Raw genomic sequence first — 20680 nt, 5'->3', positions numbered from 1 at the left:
TCCGCCAGCGTTCAATCTGAGCCAGGATCAAACTCTTTAGTTCAATCTCTGTTACTACTTTTCGCGCTCACAAAACTCAAGAAATCAACAAAGTTGTACTTTGTTTCTTTCTGTCTTAGTGCGAGCACTTGATGTCTTCTTCAAGCACTCACACTCATCGGCTGTAATTTGTTAAAGATCGTTTGCTGCGCCACCGGAAAACTCTGCTAAACTCTTCGTTTCGCTTCGTCTTTCGCTGTGTCTGCAGCGGAGAAACCGAAATATACGCACCCCCTCTGAAGTCGTCAACACTTCAACGCAAAATTCTTCACCTAAACCACTAAGTCATTGATCTGTAACACACCAGACCACCACCGTCTGGCGCCAGAATCAGTGAACCTCTGCAGTCTCTCCAGCGCACCTTGAAGCACCTGCCCTGCAAAACAGGCCAAAAACGCCTGCATCACCCCGAAATCCGTCCGTCCAACGCGCACTTTGCGCAAAAAACAGGCAGCACAACGACCAAACAGCGCGAAAAGCACCGGCCTTGGGCTGTGCAGCAGGCCAAACACCATCAGCGACACCTGAAACCGCGTAGCCACCCCGAAAACAAACAGCCCCGCGATGCGGGGCTGTTTGTTTGGTGGTCATCCTGCCTGGCAGGCGGGATATATATACATATATATGCTCAGTGCTCCCGGTTGCCGCCGGACACCATCTTGTATTCAAACAGGCGACACTCGATGTTGCCGTTGAACAGCGGGGTGCGACGGGTGGCCTTGAGGCGGATGCCGCGTGCCAGCTCCGGATCGCCGGTGAGGAAGTAGGCACGCCAGCCACTGAAGCGCTGCTTGAGCACATGCCCCCACTGCGGATACGCCTGGGCCAGTTGGTCGAGTTCATCCAGCCGCACGCCGTAGGGCGGGTTGCACAACAGTACGCCATGATCAGCCGGTGCCTTGGCATCGACAAAATTGAGCTGCTTGAGCGTCACCACATCGGCCACGCCGGCCGATTGCAGGTTGGCCTGCGCGGCCTGCAGCACGGTGGACGATACGTCGCTGCCGGATATCTGCAGTGCGACATCATGCCGCTCGGCCGCCTTGGCTTCGGCACGGATGCGCTGCCAGCCGGTTTCGTCATGATTGCGCAGTTGCTGAAAGGCAAAGCTGCGGCGCGAACCGGCGGCGATATTGCACGCCTGCCAGGCGGCTTCGATCAGCAAGGTGCCCGAGCCACACATCGGATCGTAGAACGGTTCATCCGGCTGCCAGCCAGACAGCGCCAGCATGCCGGCGGCCAGATTCTCGCGCAGCGGCGCATCACCGGTTTCTACGCGATAGCCGCGCTTGAACAGTGCCTCGCCCGAGGTATCCATGTAGATCGTGGCGGTACGATCGGTCAGATAAAGGTGGATACGCATGTCCGGCGACTGGGTATCGACGCTGGGACGCTCGCCCGTGGCGCGGCGGAAGCGGTCACAGATGGCGTCCTTGATCTTGAGGCCGGCAAAGTCCGCGCTGCGCAGCGGGCTCTTGACCGAGGTGACGCTGATCTTGATGGTTTGCTGCACCGTGAACAGCGCCGGCCAGTCTATATTCATGGCCTGGCGGTACAGGTCTTCCTCGCTGCGGTAGGCTTTTTCATCCAGCCGCCACAGGATGCGACTGGCCAGCCGCGAATGCAGGTTGGCCTTCATGATCAACGGCCATGTGCCGGCAAAGGCAACCCCGCCATCGGTGGCACTGACGTATTTACCGCCCAGCGTGGTCAGTTCGCTGGCGAGGGCAGCCTCAAGCCCGCGCGGGCAAGAGGCGAAAAAATTAAAGCTTTGCGAGAAATTCTGCACTCAATCTTCCTGGAATCAGCCGCGGAACTGATCGAGCTCGCGGCGCAGCTCTTCGGACTTGCGTCCAAGGTCAACTGCCGCAGTATAAATCTCGCCCGCGTCTTTGGCGCTAACAGCGAGCGAGTGGTTGACCGCATCCAGCTCGCCACTGATGCGCGACACCGAGTTTTCAATCGAGCGTGACTGCGCAACCGACTCGCCCACGCGCTGATTGGCGTCCTGCATCATGCCCACGGTGGCGGCAATCGCCCCCAGTGCATCATTCGAGGTAGCCACCAGCGCTTGCGCCTGTTCGGCCGTTGCCGTCATGTCGCCAGCGCTATGATTGATCGCCCCCACCACGCCGTCGATGACCCGGCGTGAATCGGCCAGTGCCAGATCGGTTTGGCCGGCCAGCTTGCGGACCTCATCGGCCACCACGGCAAAGCCGCGCCCCGACTCGCCAGCGCGCGCCGCTTCAATTGCTGCATTCAAGGCCAGCAGATTGATCTGGCCGGAGATCGCCTGCACCGCATCCAGAATGCGCGTGATCTGCGCGGTATCGACCGACAACTGCTGCAGCTCGCCCGCCAGTCGCTGGCTGGCCCCGGCGCCGTCATGCACGCCGGCCACCATGCGGTCCAGCTCGGCCTTGGCCGCTGCGAGCTTGTGGCCGGCCTCCTGCACGCAACTGCGCACCGAATCCGCCTGGGCCGCAGCATCGCCAGCCGCCGTGCGGATATGCCCTGCCTCCTGGTTGATCTGCCCCAGCTGACCGGCACTCGTGGCAATTTCGCTGCGCACTTCCTGCGCAATGCCGATGAACTGCTGCGCCATCGCCGCGGTCTGCTCGGCACTGCGCCGGCCAGCGGCGAAGACATCGCGGATCAAGGCCAGCAGGCGGTTGAGTTTTTCTGCGATGCGGGCGATTTCGTCGCGCCCCAGTACGCGCACGCTCTGGCGCAGGTCGCGCGATTCGGCCACCGTATCGATATCGGCAGCGACGCTGCGTATGCGCCCGACGATCCGCCGTGCCGCCAGTACGGCCAGTGCGCCGCCCAGCAGCAGGCACACCACGGCAATGGCCAGCAGCTGCCAGAAGCTGGTCCACAACGCATCGGCCACGCGCGCCATGGTGACATCCACCCCGATCACATAGGCAACGCCATCTGACGAGCGCATCGGCATGAAAATCGAGCGGAAGGTGCCGTACTTGTCGGTGTATTCGGCAAAGCGGGTCTGTCCGCTCTCCCACGCTTGCAGCACCTCGGGCGCGGCGTCCTTGTAGTGCTCGAAGAATTTGGCATAGTTGCCGGCATCCAGCTCTTTTTGCGGCGCGCCGTCGGCAATGTAGTAAACCTTGCCGTCCTGCACCGTCATCAGATAGGTGTAGGACAGCCCGACGTTCTGTGCATAACTGCCCAGCTTGAGCACCAGCTTGCGGTATTCATCGGCGCCGATGGCGCCCGGCCCCTTGGCACGTGCCACATAACCCGGCTCCACCATGAACGGCACCGCGTGCGCGGCCGCCCGCAAACGGCCATCGATCTCCGCCCGCACGTCGCTTGCCTTGTCGAAATAGGTATTGGCAGCAAACGCAACGATGACCAGCGCCTGCACCAGCAATATCCAGCCAAGGATGCGACGGAACAGCGAACCGGAATGAGCAGCAACAACGGGGACGGGGGTGGACAAGACCTTCTCCTTTCTTGATATGCAATCATGATAAAACAAGAAAGAAAGAAGATACTGCCATGTTTGCAATATCGCCGGGGCGGGTTGCGCTCCGGCCCGAGGGCTACCGCCCCTTGCTGCCTCGCTTACGCCGCGTGGGGCGGCAGCGCCTTGCGTACCCCGGCCGGCAGCCTGGCGCGCACCAAGGCATAGGACTCGCCGACCAGCGCAGCCAGGTCTGCCACCGGCAACACGCCCGGGTGCGCCAGCGAAATCCAGTGATAGCGCGCCAGATACGGCGCGGGGCGAACGCCAGGCAGATCGGTCAGCTCCAGAAAGCGTGCCGGGTCTACCTTGAAGCCGACATTGCCGCTGATGAGGCCAAGCATGGCAAACATCTTGTCCCCCACCGAGTAGACCTCGTTGTGTTCCCACTTGATGTCCATGGTCGCCCCCGGCAGGGCGGCGCAGCAGGCACGGAATTCGTCAGCGGTCATGCGGCTTGCTCCTTGCCGGCATTTCAGCCGGTCGTTGTTTCAGCGGCGCGTACGCGGCGGCGCGTTTGCGCGATCACCGGCGCCCATTGTTCGCCGGCCTGTTTCTTGCGCGTGGTCAGCGTCAGCTCGGACGGACCGTAGACATTGGTATTGTGCGTCAATGGCGTGGTGATCAGGTACTGCGCCTGCGTGGCCTTGAGGAAGCCACCCACGCGGTCGATGTTGAAAATGTCCAGATGCGCAAACGGCTCGTCGATGAACACGAAGCCGGACGGGTTGGCGTCGTCCATCATCAGGCCGATCAGCAGGATCAGCGACTTCATCACCTGCTGGCCGCCGGATGCTTCGCCGTCGTTCAGCCCCATCATACCCTTCTGGTCGAAGTTGAAGCGGGCCGACAAGCCGGCCTGCGCCAGGGTCAGATCGTCATTGTCGAGCTGTGGCAAGTCGAGTTCGACATCGATGCCGGCCAGCTCACCCAGCCGCTTCACGTTGCGGCCGTAGGCGCGCACGGTGGCACGCAGCTTGTTGATATAGGCCGCACGCGCTTCATCGGTCAGCGCGCCGGTGCGCAACACCTCGTTGCGGTGTACCTGGGTATCGCGTTCGAGCGCATCGTAATCGCCGGCCAGCTTGTCGCGCCGGGCGAGGATGGTCGGATCGGTTTCCCAATCACCCCCGGCCAAGCGCGCACGCTCATGCTCGATCATGTGCAGTACTTCTCGCGAACCGCCGTACTTCTCCTTCAGTTCACGCAGTGCAGCCGGCTTGGCCATCTCGGCCGGCAAGCCTGCCTTGGTATTGCGCAGACTGCGGATCAAACGGCTTTGCTCATCGCGCTGGCGCGACAGCTGTTCGATCAGCACATTGACCTGGCCATCCAGGCGGCCACGCTGGTCCTTGAGTTTTTCATAGCGGATGCGGCCGTCCTCGCGCGCGTTGCGTGTTTCTTCCCAGGCGGCCTGCGTAGCAGCCAGCGCTGCGCCCGCCTGCTGCGCACGCTGCTCCTCTTCCGGAAAGCGCTCGGCCACGGCGGCAAACTCATCCTGCCGTGCAGCCAGCTGCACCACGGCCTGCATGCCCATCAGCGACTGGGTGAGGCCGGAGACTTCGCGCTCCAGTTCCTGCAGCCGGCCCTCGTCGCGCAGCACGTGCTCGTTCAGATCGCGCAGGCGGCGGCTCACTTCGGCCAGCCGCGCATGGCGCGCCGCTTCACCGAAGGCATAGTCGCCCGGCTTGGCCGAGATATCGCGCGCGCCCCGGCGTTCCTTGTGAAAACCGTCGCGGGTGATCCAGTCGCCGTCCATCCTGTTGCCATCGGCTACCGATTTGGCGCGCCCGGTGCGGTTGAGCAAGCCCACCAGCCAGCCCGGTGCATCGGCCTTGAAGTCAACGATTTCGAGAATGCTGTTGGGCGCTGCCGCCCCCGCCGCCTCGCGCTCGGGCACGATGAAATGGCGAAAACGCAGCTGCTGGCCGATTTCCCACGCGCGGGCACGGTCGCTGGCGCGGTTGAGCAGGATGATGTGCCGATAGGGTGCCAACAGCGCCTCGACCGCATCCTGCCAGCTGTTGTCGCGCACTTCGACGATCTCGGTCAGCAGTTGGTGGGCAATACCGGCCTCATCCAGCGCGGCGCGCATGGTGCGCACGAAGTCCGGATGGGGCTGGCGGCCCTGCTGCAGCGCGAATTGCGCTTCGGACAGCTGCTGACGCTCATCCTTCATGGCGCGGATAGCGTGCTTGAGCTGGGCTGCCGCATCTTTCTTCTTGCCCAGCGCGTCGTTCAGCGCGACGGCATCGGCACCGTGTTCCAGCTCGGCCAGCTGGCGCAGCCGCTCGGCTTCTTTCAAGGTTTTTTCGCTGTCGCGCGCGGCATCGCGTGCCGACTGGAAGGCGGCAAAGGCCTCGTCGTACTCACGTCGCGCGGCCTGCTCGTCATCCAGCACCTGCTGCTGCTGTTGCTCGACCGTGCGGAACTCGGCATCGATCAGGTCCAGCTCGTCCTGCTTTTGCTTGAGGCCGCGCCGGCTACCCTTGAACTGATTGATATAACCTCGCAGGCTTTCCCATTGCTCGACATAGCGCAATGCGGGTACAGCTTGTTGCTCCAGCTGCTCGATATCGTCCTGCAGCGCGCGCCACTCGGCATAACTGTTGCTGCGCAACCTGAGGCGCTCGACATCCAGCCCCAGTTGCGACAGCTGTTGCTCCAGCTTGCCCAGCTCGGCCTCGGCCTCTTTCAGGCGTAGCTTGGTTTCGCTGTAGTGGTCGAGTACCTCCTTGTCGCCAAACACCTGGAACACCAGCTCCAGCAAAGCCTTGGGGCTGTATTCGCACAGCTTGTCGGTATCGCCCTGCTCCAGCGCCAGCACCTCGGCAATCGCCGGTGTCAGGCCGGCCTGCTCCAGCCGGCGTTTGTATTCGTTCACGCCCAGCCACTGCACCTTGCTTTCGGTCTCGGCATCCAGCATGACATTGCCTTCGGCAATGGCGTATTGACGCATCCAGTCCCCGCCTTGCTTGCGGATGCGGCAAAACAGCGTGACTTCATCACTGGTAGCCGGAAAGAACAGATAGGGAAACAACCCGCCCCCCTGCCGGCGCGGGTTGTTCACCACGCCACGCAGCCAGGCGTAGTTCTCGCGGTTGTTGCGCACATAGCGCTTGTAATCGCGGCGGCCCGAGCACTTGAGTGCCAGCAAGGTACGCAGCGCATCGAGCAAGGTAGTCTTGCCCGAGCCATTGGGGCCGACAATGGTGACGATCTGGGCATCGAGCGGCACGCGGATTGCGCGCCAGAAATCCCAGTGCACCATTTCGAGTTCGCGAATCTGGAACATCACACTTCCTTAAACTGGCTTGCCGCGCGCTTCGCCAACGGCGATTCGCTACAGAGCAAGCCATAAATCATCTGGTCGACGGCCCGGCCGTCGATCACGTAATGCTGGCGCAAACAGCCCTCGACCTGGAAACCCAGCCGTGCCAGCAGCGCGCGCGAAGGCTGGTTATCCACCGACACGGTGGCATACAAGCGGCGGTAGCCGGCCGCAAACAGCGCCTGCACGAACAGGCGCAGCGCCTGCGTGGCAATGCCGCGCCGCTGGTACTGACTGCATATCTGGTAGGACAGCTCGGCGCTGGCCATTTGCGGCGAACGATCCACCGCACCCAGCATGCCGGCGGGAACCCCATTGACGACGACAATGCGGCGCAGCTCGGCGTCATCATGCACATCAATATGTGGCGCACATGCGCGCAGGCGGTCGGACAGCTGGCCGGGCGTGGCGGTGGCAAAGGGCATATAGGGCTGCGCACAAGGCTGGGCACGCAACTGCGCCCAGAACAGCGCATCCAGCGGCTCGGCCGCGCGCAGGCTGATGACGTCAGTCATCATTGATTGCATCGAGCAGGTCTTCGGTCACCGGTTCAACGGCAATCTGCGTGCCCGACAGCTGTAGCACCTCGCCCAGTGCGCCTTCGATGATGCGCGGCGCCAGCCTGGCGTAGTCGATCATCAGATCGAGCAGCGGGCCTTCATGAATCAGCTTGTTGCGGCGGATGACGAAGCCCAGTTTGGCCAGCTGGCCCAGGTTCATCGAAAAGCGCGCCTTGCCGCCCAGCTTCTTGCCGAAATCGGCATAGATGGCATCCTCGGGCACGCCCGGCGCCATCTCCTCGCCATGTGCGATGGGCTTTTCGGCACCAAACATGTCCGACTGGGTATCGCCGCTGCGCTCGGCACGGGCAATCTGCCGCTCGCGCTTGGGCAGAATGATCAGCGCCCACACCACCACCAGCAGCGCGATCGCATCGCGCGGCAAGCCCATATTGTTGCTGAGCCAGTTGTCGCCCTCGCCAAATACCCACTCTTCCATCTCGGGCTTGAGGCCAACGGCAATATGCTCGGCATAGGGGTTCTCCAGCAACAGCAGCCCGCATTCCTCCAGCCGGTGGTCGAGGCTGGCGCGGAACGTTTCGTCGATCAGCGCGCGGCGCGCCAGCGGGTCGCGGCGGGGGATGAAGCGGTGCGCCAGCAGGCGCGCCACCAGAATATTCAAAGCTTGATCCATGACTTGCCCGATGGTGGCCGCGCTAGTGGCGGCCGGGAACACTCAGAGTATGTTATGCAGCGCGGGGCCGGATGAAAAGCGCCAGCCCATGCACCGGATAAGCAACAGCGCATGCCGTGGCCGAACGCCACAGACGGCAGGGGAACACCGCCCCGGCAAGGGGTGCGAAGCCGGCCCCGCCGCAGCGGCCCTCGCGCTCAGCGCTTGAGCAAGGCGTTGATCTGGCTGGGGCGGCCCAGCAAGGTCTTGGCCAGCTCTTCGCACAGCGTGTGGTTGCACTCGGCCGGGGTGAGCAGCAGCACGTCTTCGTGCAACTGGTCGAGATTGCGCACGGTGAGCTGGATCTTGCCGGCCTCGAACTGTGCCTCGAAGCGGAAACGCGTGATCAGCTTGGGCTCGACGGTGATCGCCGAGCGCTGGAAACGCTGATCCGAGGCGCGGGTGATCTTTTCTTCCAGCTTGCAGCCCAGTTGCCACAGCCGGTCCTTGAGGAATTGCGCCTCGACCTGGCTGCCGAACGACACTTGCAGCGGGCGCGGCGCGCGCCAGCCAAGGGCAAACTCGACCAGGTGCACCCACTCGACGTCGTCGATCTTCTCGCGGCGGAAATTGACCGCGCAGTTCTCGAACGCCAGCTGCGTCCATTCCCCTGCGCTCCACGCCTTGAAGGTATGCGGGTTGCTGGGCTTGATGGTACGCAGTTGCGGCACCAGCTCGTCCAGATAAGCGAAGACCTGACGTAGCGCTTCATCGATCTGCTCGATATTGGCGCGCAGGCGTGCCTTGGCATCGCTGTCGTTGGCTGCGGCGGATTCCGCCTGTTTCTTCAGTTCGTCGAGTAAGCCCATCTTGTCTGTCCTGCCAGCCCGTTTGATCCGGCACTGGTCCTTCGTTGCCTATTTTATATCCCCGCTGTGACACCATCGTGCCTTATCGCGGAATCAACCTGCCGCGCGTCAGCGACGCCACCTCAGGATGATCGAGTTCATCCACCGCATCATCGGTGGCCAGCCGCAGCGGCAGCTTGACGATATCCGCCACCACGCTCTGCTCCAGCGCCGCATCGGCATCGCCCAGCAGCGACAACAGCGACAGACGGTAGGCCGTTTCCGGGTAGGTATCTGCCAGCACGGCATCGGCCAGCGCAGTATCGATGCGCACGTCTTTCAGGAAATCGAACAATTCCTCGGCCAGCAGCAGGCGTTCTGCCTCTACCGCACTGACCGACTGGGCCAGTTCAGACGTCGGCAGCACCGATTCGGTCTGCGTATCGCGCTCGCGCTCCAGCAATTCAAACTCGGTCACGTCGAGCAGAATGTCCGACACCACCAGCGGCGGCTCAGGGTGGAAGCTGAGCAGATCACGCCCCAGCGCGGCCAGTTGCTCCTGGCTGCGCCCGCGCAGCCAGTCGGCGACATTGGTCGAGGTCAACCCGGATTGCCCCAGGTGCACGCGCTGGGCAGCCAGCTCGGCCAGCCGGCGCTGGAATACGCCGGTCATGCGCAACATGCGGCCCTGTGCCAGTGCAATGGCCTGTGCCACTTGCTGCACTTGGCGGTCGCCATCGTCGTCGGCCAGCACCTGCCTGATGACATCGGTGCCTTTTTCCACCCAGCGCCATACGCTGTCGAGCTTGGCACGTGCCTGGCGAATCTGGAATTCGGATTGCGATTCGAGCGCATCGGCAAAGTTGCCATGCAGCTCGTTCAACCGCGCCAGCAAGTGCTGCAGCATTTCCGGCGCGATGTTGCCCAGCGCCTGCCCGGCAGCCACCTGTGCAGTCAGATAGCCCAGCTCGGCATCGCCATCGGCAAACTGCGTCAGCGTGCCAACGGCGGCCAGCGCCACGCGGCCCGGCTCGCTCAGCGAATACAGCGCGTCATCGCTGTCCCACACCAGCAGGCCGTTATCGCGCAGGCGCTTGAGCACCGTGTCGCGCTTGATCGGGTTGATGTAGGCAAAGTGCGCATCCAGCTCTTGCGGGCTCCAGCGCGGCGCATCGGCGCGCGCGCCGATTTCGCGCAGCATCAACAGGCGCACCAGCACTTCATCTTCGCCGCCACGGAACAAGGTGATCAGCGCATCGAGGTAGGGCTTGGCGCGCAGCAGCCCGGCCAGCGGACCAAGGTCACGCGGGTCAAAGCCGGGCTGGAAAAAATCATCCAGCGCCGAATCAGCGGCGAAATTGTGAGTCGGAGTTTGCATTGAACGTAAGATTACCGGCTTGCGCCTGCGCTGGCGAGTGCGGCATCAAGCCGGGCGGATAATTCACCATCCGGCGCGAACTTGCGCGCAAACAAGGCCGGGCTGGCCTGCAGTGCCGGCAGATCACCGTCATCAAAAGTACGCGGTGACCACGCCCCCGGTTGCCATTGCAGATAGCGCAGATTGTCAGTCTGTATCTGATCGGCCCGCAAGGCATGGGCCAGCACGGTCTGGAAAAATGCCTCGTCTGGCACCAGCGTGGTCCGGAAGAAGCGGATCACCTGCGGGTTGGCGGCAACAAAAGCCTGCACCGCCCGCGCGGCATCGGCGCGCATGCACCACCATTGCGACCCGGCGCGCATTTCGCGCAACGGTGCGGGCAGCCGGCGCACCAAGCCCAGCTTGTTGGCGACACGCTGCAGCTTTTGCCAGACACGGTTGAACGGGTGCCGATTGAAGAACTCGAAATGCCAGGCCTGCCAGCGGTAGCGCACGTCGAATTCGGCAGCGCTGCGGCTATCGATATGGGCCGCAACATCATCGGCAGCAAGCCGGGCCACGATAGCGGCATGCGACTTGAGCGGGTAATCCTGCCCCGACAGCAGTACCAGCCAGTCGGCATCGCGCGCGAGCGCGGATTCAAGCAACGCCAGCGTGGCCGCCACCAGCGAAAAACCGCCCCAGCGGCAACGCTGGCGTGCCACAAAGCACACATCGGCATCGGCCGGCATGGCTGCCTGCATTGCGGCAAACTTGCCATCCGGCGTATTGGCGTCGATATGCAGATGGAAGCTCACACCCGGCGCAAGCAGCCGCGCCACCAAGCGGCCCAGTTGGGCCGGCTGGTCATGCGCGAGGATCAGATAAGCGATACGCACGGCGTACAGCGGCCGGAATCAGGCCTCGTCGCCGTCGAAGGCTTCCAGCGCGCCAACGTCGGCCGGTTGCAGCGCTGGTTGGGGCGCAGCTTCTTCCGCCACGTCGACCGGGCGCACCGCGTCGAGGTAATCCATGATGGCGTAGGTCAGCTCGCGGGTGTTTTCGCCGGTCAGGCCGGAAATGCTGAACACACGCAGCGCTTGCGGGTCGAACACATATTCGTTTTCCGGCGCCTTCCAGCCATAGGCGGCAAGGAAATCGGCCACGCGCTGTTCACGCTCGTCTTCCGGAATCATGTCCAGCTTGTTGAGCACCAGCCAGCGCGGCTTGTTGTAGAGGTTTTCGTCGTACTTGCGCAGCTCTTCGACAATCGCCTTGGCTTCCTGCACCGGGTCCACTTCGGGATCGAACGGCGCCAGGTCCACCAGATGCAGCAGCACGCGCGTGCGCGCCAGATGCTTGAGGAAGCGATGGCCCAGGCCAGCGCCTTCCGCCGCACCTTCGATCAGGCCGGGAATGTCGGCAATCACGAAGCTGCGGTTTTCGTCGATGCGCACCACACCCAGATTGGGGTGCAAGGTGGTGAACGGATAATCGGCAATCTTGGGGCGCGCGGCCGATACGCTGGCAATGAAGGTGGACTTGCCGGCATTGGGCATGCCCAGCAGGCCGACGTCGGCCAGCACTTTCAGCTCCAGCTTCAGCTCGCGGCGCTCGCCTTCTTCGCCCGGCGTGGTCTGGCGCGGCGCGCGGTTGACCGAGCTCTTGAAGTGGATGTTGCCCCAGCCACCCTTGCCGCCCTTGGCCAGGCACACTTGCTGGCCGTCGTGCGTCAGGTCGGCAATCACGTCGCCGGTTTCGGCGTCAGTCATCAAGGTGCCCACCGGGAAGCGCAGGAACACGTCGTCGCCGGCTGCGCCATAGCAATCGGCACCGCGGCCGGATTCACCATCCTGCGCCTTGTATTTCTTGACGAAGCGGTAATCGACCAGCGTGTTGATGTTCTGGTCGGCCACGGCCCATACCGTGCCGCCCTTGCCGCCGTCCCCACCATCCGGGCCGCCGCGCGGGATGAACTTCTCGCGGCGCATGCTGGCCGAGCCCTTGCCACCCTTGCCGGCGATTACTTCGATTTTTGCTTCGTCAATGAATTTCATTTGTCGTCCATACCCATATGGTACTTGTCGTGCAGCGCCTTGATGCGCCCCTTGCGCACCATGACCTCAACACCTGCCCGCAAACGGGCAAGCATTGCCGGCTGCACATCCGGCCCGGCCATCAGCCACAGATTCTGTTTGCCGATGGCTACCGCCGGCGGAAAATCACGCCAGCGCAGTGCGCTCTTTTTCAGTTGCCAACCCAATACCGTGCTGTTACTGCAAAAGCCGTCCAGCCGGCCGGCACGCAGCATGCGCATGCCCTGGTCGGGCGTATTCACGTCATAGACGTTCACTTCCGGCAATTGCAACAATGCCACACAGCCGCCGCGCACGCGGCCCACACGCAGGCCGGAAAAATCGGCAATCTTGCCTGCGTGCACTCCGGCAGCCGGCAAGATCATCAGGTCGATATCCAGCACCGGCGCTATGCGCTGCAGCGTGGCATCGACTTCCGGCAACAATCCAAGCTGCTGGCCCTGCCTCAATTCGGCAAGTACCCGCGCAGCCGGCTGCACCCGTGTCTCGAATTCAAGGCCGGTTTCCTGCCCCAGCGCAGCGAAAAAATCCGGGCCGTAACCCGGTGGATTACCCGGCAGCACCATGGGCTCGACGTCGATCAGCAACACCGGCACCGCCGCCAGGCTGCTGCCACAACAAGCCGCCATCAATGCAAGAAACAGGAAAAAGGCGCGCATCGTCACCAGAAACAAAAAAGCCCTATCGCAGGATAGGGCTTCTTTCGAACCGGAAGAAACCGATCAAGCTTCTTCGCCGGTGTACGGCAGCACGGTCACGGTGCGACGCTTGGCAGCACCCTTGATTGCGTACTTGACGTAGCCGTCAACGAGGGCGAACAAGGTGTGATCCTTGCCGATGCCGACGTTTTCGCCCGGGTGGAACTCGGTACCGCGCTGACGCACGATGATGGAGCCAGCCGGAATCAGCTCGCCGCCATATACCTTGATACCCAGTCGTTTTGCTTGTGAGTCGCGGCCGTTACGGGAACTACCGCCAGCTTTTTTGTGTGCCATGGTATGTTAGCTCCTGATTACGCTTCGATCGCGTCGATGCGGATTTCGGTGTAGTTCTGACGGTGGCCCTGACGCTTCTGGTAGTGCTTGCGACGGCGCATCTTGAAAATGCGAACCTTGTCGTGACGACCTTGCGAGATCACCGTTGCCTTGACTGTAGCGCCAGCCACCAGGGGCGCGCCAATGGTCACTGCATCACCGTTTGCCACCATCAATACTTCATTCAGTACGATCTGGCTGTCGATGTCTGCAGTAATCTGTTCTACTTTGAGTTTTTCGCCGATAGCAACTTTATACTGCTTGCCACCGGTTTTTACGACTGCATAAGACATAACAAGCTCCAAAGAGTTTGTGCTCGAAAACGCTGCACCCGGCCTTGCGGCGAGCACGACGCCTCCCGCCCAACGCGGGAAACCAAGCACTCTAAACAAGACTTCCTGCTACGTCAATTACTTATTGCACTTTGCAGCCACGCACAGACGTGCGGCGCGGGCTGCAACAAGCCGATCCGTGCTAAAATCGCCGGTTTGAAAAACCAACCACAGCGGAACAACGCATGTCGCTGGAGTTCGTCAAATCCGTCGTTGGGGCCGAGATGCAGGCAGTCGATGCCATCATCCGCACCCAACTGTATTCAGATGTCGTCCTGATCCGCCAAGTCGCCGAGCACATCGTCGGCGGCGGCGGCAAGCGCCTGCGCCCCATGCTGGTGCTGCTGGCCGCGCAAGCCATGGGCTATCAGGGCGAAAACCATCGCAAGCTGGCGGCGGTCATCGAATTCATCCACACCTCGACGCTGTTGCACGACGACGTGGTGGATGAGTCCGCCCTGCGGCGCGGCAACCCCACCGCCAACGCGCTGTTCGGCAATGCCGCCAGCGTACTGGTGGGCGACTTCATGTATACGCGCGCTTTCCAGCTGATGGTGAGCTGCGACTCGATGCGCGTGATGCAGGTGCTGGCCGACGCCACCAACATCATTGCCGAAGGCGAAGTGCTGCAGCTGATGAACATCGGCAACGTCGATATCGACGAAGCCGGCTATGTACAGGTCATCCAGTACAAGACCGCCAAGCTGTTCGAGGCTGCCGCGCGCCTCGGCGCCATTCTGGTCGATGCCCCCGCCGAAGCCGAGGACAAGCTGGCGCGCTACGGCATGCATCTGGGCACTGCCTTCCAGATCATTGACGACGTGCTGGATTACTCGGGCAAGCAGGACGACATCGGCAAGAGCCTGGGTGACGACCTGGCCGAGGGTAAACCCACCCTGCCGCTGATCTACGCCATGCGCAACGGTACGGAAGCTCAGGCCAGTGTGGTGCGCGAGGCACTGCAGAACGGCCAGCGCGAAGCCCTGCCTGCCGTGCTTGCAGCCGTGCAAGCCTGCGGCGCACTCGACTATGCCCACGGCGTGGCCCAGCAGGAAGCTGCGGCCGCACGCGCGCTGCTGGACACCCTGCCTGACAGTCCGGCCCGCCAGAGCCTGCTGATCCTGGCCGAACTGGCGGTGCAGCGCGACCGCTAAAAAATTGTAAGTCGCGCGTTGACAAGGTGAAACACCTTCGCCATAATCGCGCTTCTCTGATCGAGACGGGGTGTAGCTTAGCCTGGTAGAGCGCTACGTTCGGGACGTAGAGGCCGGAGGTTCGAATCCTCTCACCCCGACCAGGACATCACAAAAACAGCGGACTTCGGTCCGCTGTTTTTGTTTTTGCGTCATCCGCATCAAAAGTCAAAAACACCACACCCTGATGCAGACCCGCCCTCCGCACAGCACGGAGACAACGATCCGTCACGCCTCACCCACATCCTGCAGCAGTCGCAATTCCTGTATGCCGCGATCACCGAAGTGTTTACGCGGATTGCCGCACATCCAGCACGAACACACCGCCGCAGTTGCCAGCGCCCGCCCCAGCCGCACCGGATCAAGCGCGAGATCGTGACCGTAATAAAAACGGCGATTGCGTTTGAGGCGCTCAGCGTGATGGCGCCGCAGCGCACGATCCATAGACTTGGCCATACAAAACTCCTTGGAGTTCCGGCCGCCAGCTGTGCAGAACCATTCCACACCCCTATGTGCTGACGGCCAGACGTATGTGCCGGCCTCGCAACAAATTCATAAATTGCCCTTCCCTCAAAAATGCGGGCCACTCGCCAAGCGCCCAGCCCTGACCACGGTCACCTCAAGATCACAGCATACCCGGCAATGACCGCACACCCCAATCAAGAGCGCTCGCGCACCGCCGGCTCGGCCTGTTGCAGCGGGGTATTCACCACAGCCTGCAGTCGCTGCCCGGCGCCACGGGCCTCGGCCTGCGACACATAGCCAGTCACCAGCACGCGATAGTATTTATTCTTGCCACTACCGACGGTGCGGATGCGGGCCGGGTAACCCGCCGCCCGCAGCTGGTCATACAATGCCAAGGCATCGGCCTGACGGCTTTGCTGAGCCAGGCGTAGTTGCCACCCCCCGCTGCGACGGCTCTCCCCCGCCAAAGCCACCAGGTCGGTCTCGGTCGCCCACTGCTTGAGCTTGTCCATGTCCACCGGCGCTACCGGCAGCGGTGCCTGCCCCTTGGGCGCCACATAGAAAGTCAGCGCCTGATCCATCTGCTGCTCGGGCTGCCCCTCGGCGTGCACGGCAATCTTGCCCTCCAGCAAACAGACCAGATCCTTGTCGTCGGCCGCCTTGCCCCATAGATCAGTGCCACGGATGCCCGCCGTGACGGTGGCCACGTGGATGTCCACCTCGCGGCGGTTGTCCTTGGCTACGCTGTCGGTGGTAAAGCGGAACGCGCCCTTGAGCACGCCCAGCGCCGCACGGAACACGCCCCGCTTGCCGTCATCACCATTGATGCGCTCGACCACGAAGCTGGCGTTTTCACCCAGCTTTACCCGACTCCCTTCCGGCAGCAACAGATAAACGCGCGCGCCAGCCCCGGTGCTGATGCGGTCCCCGCCGGCCAACTCCTGGCCGGGCAACAAGGGCTTTTTGACTGCCCCGCGCTCAACCCAGGCGGGGAATTGCACCGCCTCCACCCTGGCGGGATCGGCCAGTACCAGCGGGCTGACGACTAGTGCAGCAATGAACAGCAATACGGCACGCATGGGTGTCTCCTGGCAAGATATAATCCGACGTTTGATAGATGCATCTTCGGGTTCCTGGCATGCAAGAACATTACACACCGGCCGATATCGAGGCCGCCGCACAACAGAAATGGGATCAACAACAAGCGTTCAAGGCTGTTGAAGACGCTGCCAAGCCCAAGTACTACTGCCTATCGATGTTTCCCTACCCCAGCGGCAAGCTGCACATGGGGCACGTCCGCAACTACACCATAGGCGACGTACTGAGCCGCTTCCATAAATTGAACGGCTACAACGTGCTGCAACCCATGGGCTGGGATGCCTTCGGCCTGCCGGCGGAAAACGCCGCACTCAAAGGCGGCCGCGCGCCGGCCGAGTGGACCTACGCCAATATCGAATACATGAAGGGCCAGCTCAAATCGCTGGGCCTCGCTATCGACTGGGATCGCGAAGTCACCACCTGCAAGCCCGATTACTATCGTTGGGAGCAGTGGCTGTTCACCCGTTTGTTCGAACGCGGCGTGATCTACAAGCGCCTGGGCAACGTGAATTGGGACCCGGTTGACCAGACCGTGCTGGCCAATGAGCAAGTGATCGACGGCCGTGGCTGGCGCTCGGGCGCGCTGGTGGAAAAGCGCGAAATCCCGATGTATTACTTCGGCATCACCCAGTACGCCAACGAGCTGCTGGCCGACCTCGACAAACTGGATGGCTGGCCCGAGCAGGTCAAGACCATGCAGCGCAACTGGATCGGCAAGAGCTTTGGCGCGGAAATCGTCTTTGACTATGACGAAGCCAGCACCGGCGTGGCCGGCCAGCTCAAGGTCTACACCACCCGCCCCGACACGCTGATGGGTGCCACCTATGTGGCTGTCGCCGCCGAACACCCGCTGGCTACGCACGCCGCTGCCGACAAGCCGGAGCTGCAGGCCTTCATCGCCGAGTGCAAATCCGGCTCGGTGGCCGAAGCCGACGTGGCAACGATGGAAAAGAAGGGCATGGCCACTGGCCAGTTCGTCATTCACCCGCTGACTGGCGCCAAGCTGCCAGTGTGGATCGCCAACTATGTGCTGTGGGGCTACGGCGAAGGTGCGGTGATGGCCGTGCCGGCACACGACGAACGCGATTTCGAATTCGCCAACAAGTACGGCCTGACCATCAAGCAGGTCTACATGCCTCACGCCTACGACGACAACTTCAGCAGCACCGAGTGGCAAGAGTGGTACGGCGCCAAGGATGGCTCGCTCAAGACCATCAACTGCGGCAAGTATGACGGTCTGGATTTCAACGGTGCCTTCGACGCCATCGTGGCCGATCTCGAAGCCAGCAACCACGGCACCAAGCGTACGCAGTTCCGCCTGCGCGACTGGGGCATCTCGCGCCAGCGCTACTGGGGCTGCCCGATCCCCATCATTCATTGCCCGAGCTGTGGCGATGTGCCGGTGCCGGCTGAACAACTGCCGGTGGTGCTGCCGGAAAACGTGATTCCGGACGGCCGTGGCAACCCGCTGGCGCGCATGCCCGAGTTTTACGAGTGCAGTTGCCCCAAGTGCGGCACTGCGGCCAAGCGCGAAACCGACACCATGGATACCTTCGTCGAATCCAGCTGGTATTACGCACGCTACGCGTCGCCGCAATTCGACGGCGGCATGGTGGACAAGGCCGCTGGCGATCAGTGGCTGCCGGTTGACCAATACATCGGCGGCATCGAGCACGCCATTTTGCACCTGCTGTACGCCCGCTTCTTCCACAAGCTGATGCGCGATGAAGGCGTGGTATCGGGTGATGAGCCGTTCAAGAACCTGCTGACGCAAGGCATGGTCGGTGCGGATACGTTTTACCGCGAGCTAGCCGATGGTCAGAAAGACTGGATCAACCCGGCCGATGTAGAGGTACAACGCGACGACAAGGGCCGCACCACCGGCGCCATTCTGAAGAGCGACGGCCAGCCGGTCGTGGTGGGCGGCAGCGAGAAGATGTCCAAGTCCAAGAACAACGGCGTGGACCCGCAGGCACTGATCGACGAATTCGGCGCTGACACCGCGCGCCTGTTCATGATGTTTGCCGCCCCGCCCGAACAGGGCCTGGAGTGGTCGGACGCCGGCGTGCAGGGTGCTTATCGCTTCCTCAAGCGCCTGTGGACCATCGTGCACGAGCATGTGGCAGCGGGCAGCGTAGCCGCCTATGCCGGTGGCGAGCTGAGCGCAGAGCTGAAGGCACTGCGCTTTGCACTGCATCACACCATCCAGAAGGTGAGCGACGACTACGGCCGCCGCAAGCAATTCAATACCGCCATCGCCGCAGTGATGGAATTGCTCAACACCTATGGCAAGGCCAAGGGCAGCGATGCTGCTGCGCGCGCGGTTGGCCAGGAAGTGCTGGAAGCTGTCACCCTGCTGCTGGCCCCCATTGTGCCGCACGCGTCCGATGCCCTGTGGACCGCACTGCGCCCGGGCAGCGAGCTGCTGGACCAGACCTGGCCGAAGGTGGATGAGACCGCACTGGTACAGGACGAAATCGAGCTGGTGGTGCAGGTGAACGGCAAGCTGCGCGGCCAGATCAAGGTCAGCAAGGATGCCGGCAAGGATGTGATCGAGGCGGCGGCACTGGCGGACGAGAACGTACAGAAGTTCCTCAGCGGTGCGCCGAAAAAGGTCATCATCGTACCGGGCCGACTGGTCAATATCGTGGCCTGATCGCCCATACCGGCACCCTTCGCGGTGCCGGTTTTTTCAATAACAGGAATAACCATGCGTGCCTTGCTGCTTGCCCTGCTGCTGACCCTGACCGGCTGCGGCTTTCATCTGCGCGGCTCCGGTCTGGATGCCAACCTGCTGGTGCACAGCGCCTACGTGACCGGCGGTGGCGGCACTGCGGCGCAGGTGCGCAATTCGCTGTCGCTGACCCCGCACATCACCCTGCTCAACACCCCCGCCACCGATGCCCTGCTGATCGACGTGCTGCGCGAAGACAGCCGCCAGCAAGTACTGACGCTGACCAGCCTGGGCCGCGTGAGCGAGTATCGGCTGTTTTATACCGTGAATTTTCGGGCGCGGCAGGGCGAACAGATGCTGATCGATAACGGCAGCATCTCGCTTTATCGCGATTACACCTATGACGACAACAACGTGCTCGGCAAGACCAACGAGGCCGACACACTGATCGCCAACATGCAGCAAGATGCCGCGCTGCAGATCCTGCGCCGCATCAGCGCCGCCAGCCGCAACGCGGCCCCCGTCAGCAGCGATGCGCACTGATCAACTGGGCCGGCATCTGGCCGGCCCGCTCGCGCCGCTCTATACCCTGCACGGCGACGAAGCCTTTCTGACCCAGGAGGCGGCACAGCAACTGCGCGATGCCGCGCGCCGCCAGGGTTATACCGAACGCGAAGTCATGACGGTGGAGCCGGGCTTTCAGTGGAGCCGGCTGGGCATGAGCGGCAATTCACTGTCGTTGTTTGCCGAGCAGAAGCTGCTGGAGCTGCGCATCACCACCGGCAAACCCGGTGTGGAAGGTGCCAAGGCCATCGAGGCCTTCTGCAGCGATCTGCCGCCCGATACGCTCACGATCGTGATCTGCCCCAAGCTCGATCGCACCGCGCAGAATGCCAAGTGGTTCCAGGCGCTGGCGGGCGCCGGCGAGATGATCGAGGCCAAGGCCGTCGAGCGCTACCAGTTGCCGGACTGGATCACCGGCCGGCTGGTCGCCCAAGGCCAGCGGCTGGGTAGCGAGGCGCTGGATTTTCTCGCCGACCGCGTCGAGGGCAATCTGTTTGCCGCGCATCAGGAAATCCAGAAGCTCGGGCTGCTTTATCCGCAGGGCGAAATCAGCTTTACGGACGTGCAGGCCGCCGTGGCCAATGTGGCGCGCTTCGATGTATTCCAGCTAGGCGAAACACTGCTGTCTGGCGACGCTGAGCGCTTTGTGCGCATGCTGGACGGACTGCGTGCCGAGGGCGAAGCGCCGCATCTGGTGCTGTGGGCACTGAGCGAGGAAACGCGCGCGCTGTACCGCATCGGCCAGGGGCGTTCGCGCGGGCTGCCCATGCCGCAGCTCATGAAAGACAACCGCATCTGGGGCAACAAGCAGCGCCTGATCGATGGCGCACTCGGCCGCGTGAAAGCCAGCACCTTGCGCGCCGCGCTGGCACATGCAGGCGAGATCGACCGGCTGGTGAAGGGCGTGGGCGAAGGCGATGCCTGGGACGAATTGAAACAACTGGGGCTGGCCTTGATGGGTCGGGCCGTGGTCAAGCCGTGAGCATATT

At 62.5% G+C, this 20680-nt stretch carries 19 protein-coding genes and 1 tRNA gene; 5 read left to right on the top strand and 15 right to left on the bottom strand.

Annotation, left to right across the window (positions count from 1 at the left end; all coding sequences use genetic code 11):
- Positions 1-667: 667 nt before the first annotated feature.
- The 13 genes from B9A19_RS17630 to rplU all read right to left on the bottom strand — a co-directional run bounded on the left by B9A19_RS17630 (position 668) and on the right by rplU (position 13658).
- Entirely contained in the window at positions 668-1828 is a 1161-nt protein-coding gene (locus B9A19_RS17630) for a THUMP domain-containing class I SAM-dependent RNA methyltransferase (protein WP_084092478.1), read from the bottom strand.
- Positions 1829-1843: 15 nt separating this feature from the next.
- The gene (locus B9A19_RS17625; RefSeq protein ID WP_139798941.1) at positions 1844-3502 is read right to left on the bottom strand and encodes a methyl-accepting chemotaxis protein; all 1659 of its coding nucleotides are present in this window, start codon (positions 3500-3502) and stop codon (positions 1844-1846) included.
- A gap of 125 nt (positions 3503-3627) precedes the next feature.
- A complete protein-coding gene (locus B9A19_RS17620) occupies positions 3628-3978 on the bottom strand; it encodes an MmcQ/YjbR family DNA-binding protein (protein WP_084092476.1) in 351 nt (116 codons plus the stop codon).
- Between the two features lie 23 nt (positions 3979-4001).
- A complete protein-coding gene (locus B9A19_RS17615) occupies positions 4002-6821 on the bottom strand; it encodes an AAA family ATPase (protein ID WP_084092475.1) in 2820 nt (939 codons plus the stop codon).
- On the bottom strand, positions 6821-7375 hold the full coding sequence (locus B9A19_RS17610; protein WP_176217003.1) for a GNAT family N-acetyltransferase: 555 nt from the start codon (positions 7373-7375) through the stop codon (positions 6821-6823). Before B9A19_RS17610 ends, B9A19_RS17615 begins: the two co-directional genes overlap by 1 nt.
- On the bottom strand, positions 7365-8051 hold the full coding sequence (locus B9A19_RS17605) for a hypothetical protein (protein WP_084092481.1): 687 nt from the start codon (positions 8049-8051) through the stop codon (positions 7365-7367). The genes B9A19_RS17610 and B9A19_RS17605 overlap by 11 nt, the downstream gene beginning before the upstream one ends.
- 197 nt (positions 8052-8248) lie before the next feature.
- Entirely contained in the window at positions 8249-8899 is a 651-nt protein-coding gene (locus tag B9A19_RS17600; RefSeq protein ID WP_084092473.1) for an RING finger protein, read from the bottom strand.
- An 82-nt stretch (positions 8900-8981) separates the two neighbouring features.
- Positions 8982-10256: a hypothetical protein gene (locus B9A19_RS17595; protein WP_084092472.1), complete on the bottom strand. Its 1275-nt coding sequence runs from the start codon at positions 10254-10256 to the stop codon at positions 8982-8984.
- An 11-nt stretch (positions 10257-10267) separates the two neighbouring features.
- Positions 10268-11134: a beta-1,6-N-acetylglucosaminyltransferase gene (locus B9A19_RS17590; RefSeq protein WP_176217002.1), complete on the bottom strand. Its 867-nt coding sequence runs from the start codon at positions 11132-11134 to the stop codon at positions 10268-10270.
- 18 nt (positions 11135-11152) lie between these two features.
- Positions 11153-12292, bottom strand: a complete 1140-nt coding sequence (gene obgE / locus B9A19_RS17585; RefSeq protein ID WP_084092470.1) for a GTPase ObgE — start codon at positions 12290-12292, stop codon at positions 11153-11155.
- Positions 12289-12990, bottom strand: coding sequence for a substrate-binding periplasmic protein (locus B9A19_RS17580; protein ID WP_084092469.1), 702 nt, complete (start codon positions 12988-12990; stop codon positions 12289-12291). The genes obgE and B9A19_RS17580 overlap by 4 nt, the downstream gene beginning before the upstream one ends.
- 63 nt (positions 12991-13053) lie before the next feature.
- Positions 13054-13326 carry a 50S ribosomal protein L27 gene (gene rpmA / locus B9A19_RS17575; protein WP_070529294.1) on the bottom strand — a complete coding sequence of 91 codons (273 nt, stop codon included), beginning with the start codon at positions 13324-13326 and terminating at the stop codon, positions 13054-13056.
- A 17-nt stretch (positions 13327-13343) separates the two neighbouring features.
- Entirely contained in the window at positions 13344-13658 is a 315-nt protein-coding gene (rplU, locus tag B9A19_RS17570; protein WP_084092468.1) for a 50S ribosomal protein L21, read from the bottom strand.
- 224 nt (positions 13659-13882) lie between these two features.
- On the opposite strand from rplU, the gene ispB reads away from it, so the two are divergent.
- Both ispB and B9A19_RS17560 read left to right on the top strand, forming a co-directional pair.
- Positions 13883-14851 carry an octaprenyl diphosphate synthase gene (ispB, locus tag B9A19_RS17565; RefSeq protein ID WP_084092467.1) on the top strand — a complete coding sequence of 323 codons (969 nt, stop codon included), beginning with the start codon at positions 13883-13885 and terminating at the stop codon, positions 14849-14851.
- 66 nt (positions 14852-14917) lie between these two features.
- Positions 14918-14994, top strand: a tRNA-Pro gene (locus tag B9A19_RS17560).
- A 124-nt stretch (positions 14995-15118) separates the two neighbouring features.
- Here B9A19_RS17560 and B9A19_RS17555 read toward each other — a convergent pair.
- Together B9A19_RS17555 and B9A19_RS17550 are read right to left on the bottom strand one after the other, a co-directional pair.
- A complete protein-coding gene (locus B9A19_RS17555) occupies positions 15119-15346 on the bottom strand; it encodes a hypothetical protein (protein ID WP_084092466.1) in 228 nt (75 codons plus the stop codon).
- Between the two features lie 203 nt (positions 15347-15549).
- Positions 15550-16434 (bottom strand): FecR domain-containing protein, encoded by an 885-nt coding sequence (locus B9A19_RS17550; protein ID WP_084092465.1) that lies wholly within the window; start codon positions 16432-16434, stop codon positions 15550-15552.
- A 59-nt stretch (positions 16435-16493) separates the two neighbouring features.
- Between B9A19_RS17550 and leuS the strand changes: the two genes are divergently transcribed.
- Genes leuS through holA form a run of 3 tightly spaced genes read left to right on the top strand, consistent with a single transcriptional unit; the run spans position 16494 to position 20673 of the window.
- Complete coding sequence (gene leuS / locus B9A19_RS17545) at positions 16494-19109, top strand: leucine--tRNA ligase (RefSeq protein ID WP_084092464.1); 2616 nt, start codon at positions 16494-16496, stop codon at positions 19107-19109.
- Between the two features lie 54 nt (positions 19110-19163).
- Entirely contained in the window at positions 19164-19670 is a 507-nt protein-coding gene (locus B9A19_RS17540; protein WP_084092463.1) for an LPS-assembly lipoprotein LptE, read from the top strand.
- Positions 19660-20673: a DNA polymerase III subunit delta gene (holA, locus tag B9A19_RS17535; protein ID WP_084092462.1), complete on the top strand. Its 1014-nt coding sequence runs from the start codon at positions 19660-19662 to the stop codon at positions 20671-20673. Before B9A19_RS17540 ends, holA begins: the two co-directional genes overlap by 11 nt.
- The last annotated feature ends 7 nt before the right edge of the window (positions 20674-20680 follow it).

Origin of the sequence: Andreprevotia lacus DSM 23236 (assembly GCF_900176275.1) — a bacterium.
Lineage (GTDB): Bacteria > Pseudomonadota > Gammaproteobacteria > Burkholderiales > Chitinibacteraceae > Andreprevotia > Andreprevotia lacus.
Note: the sequence above shows the minus strand (reverse complement) of the source record. Positions and strands in the feature narration are given on the sequence as shown.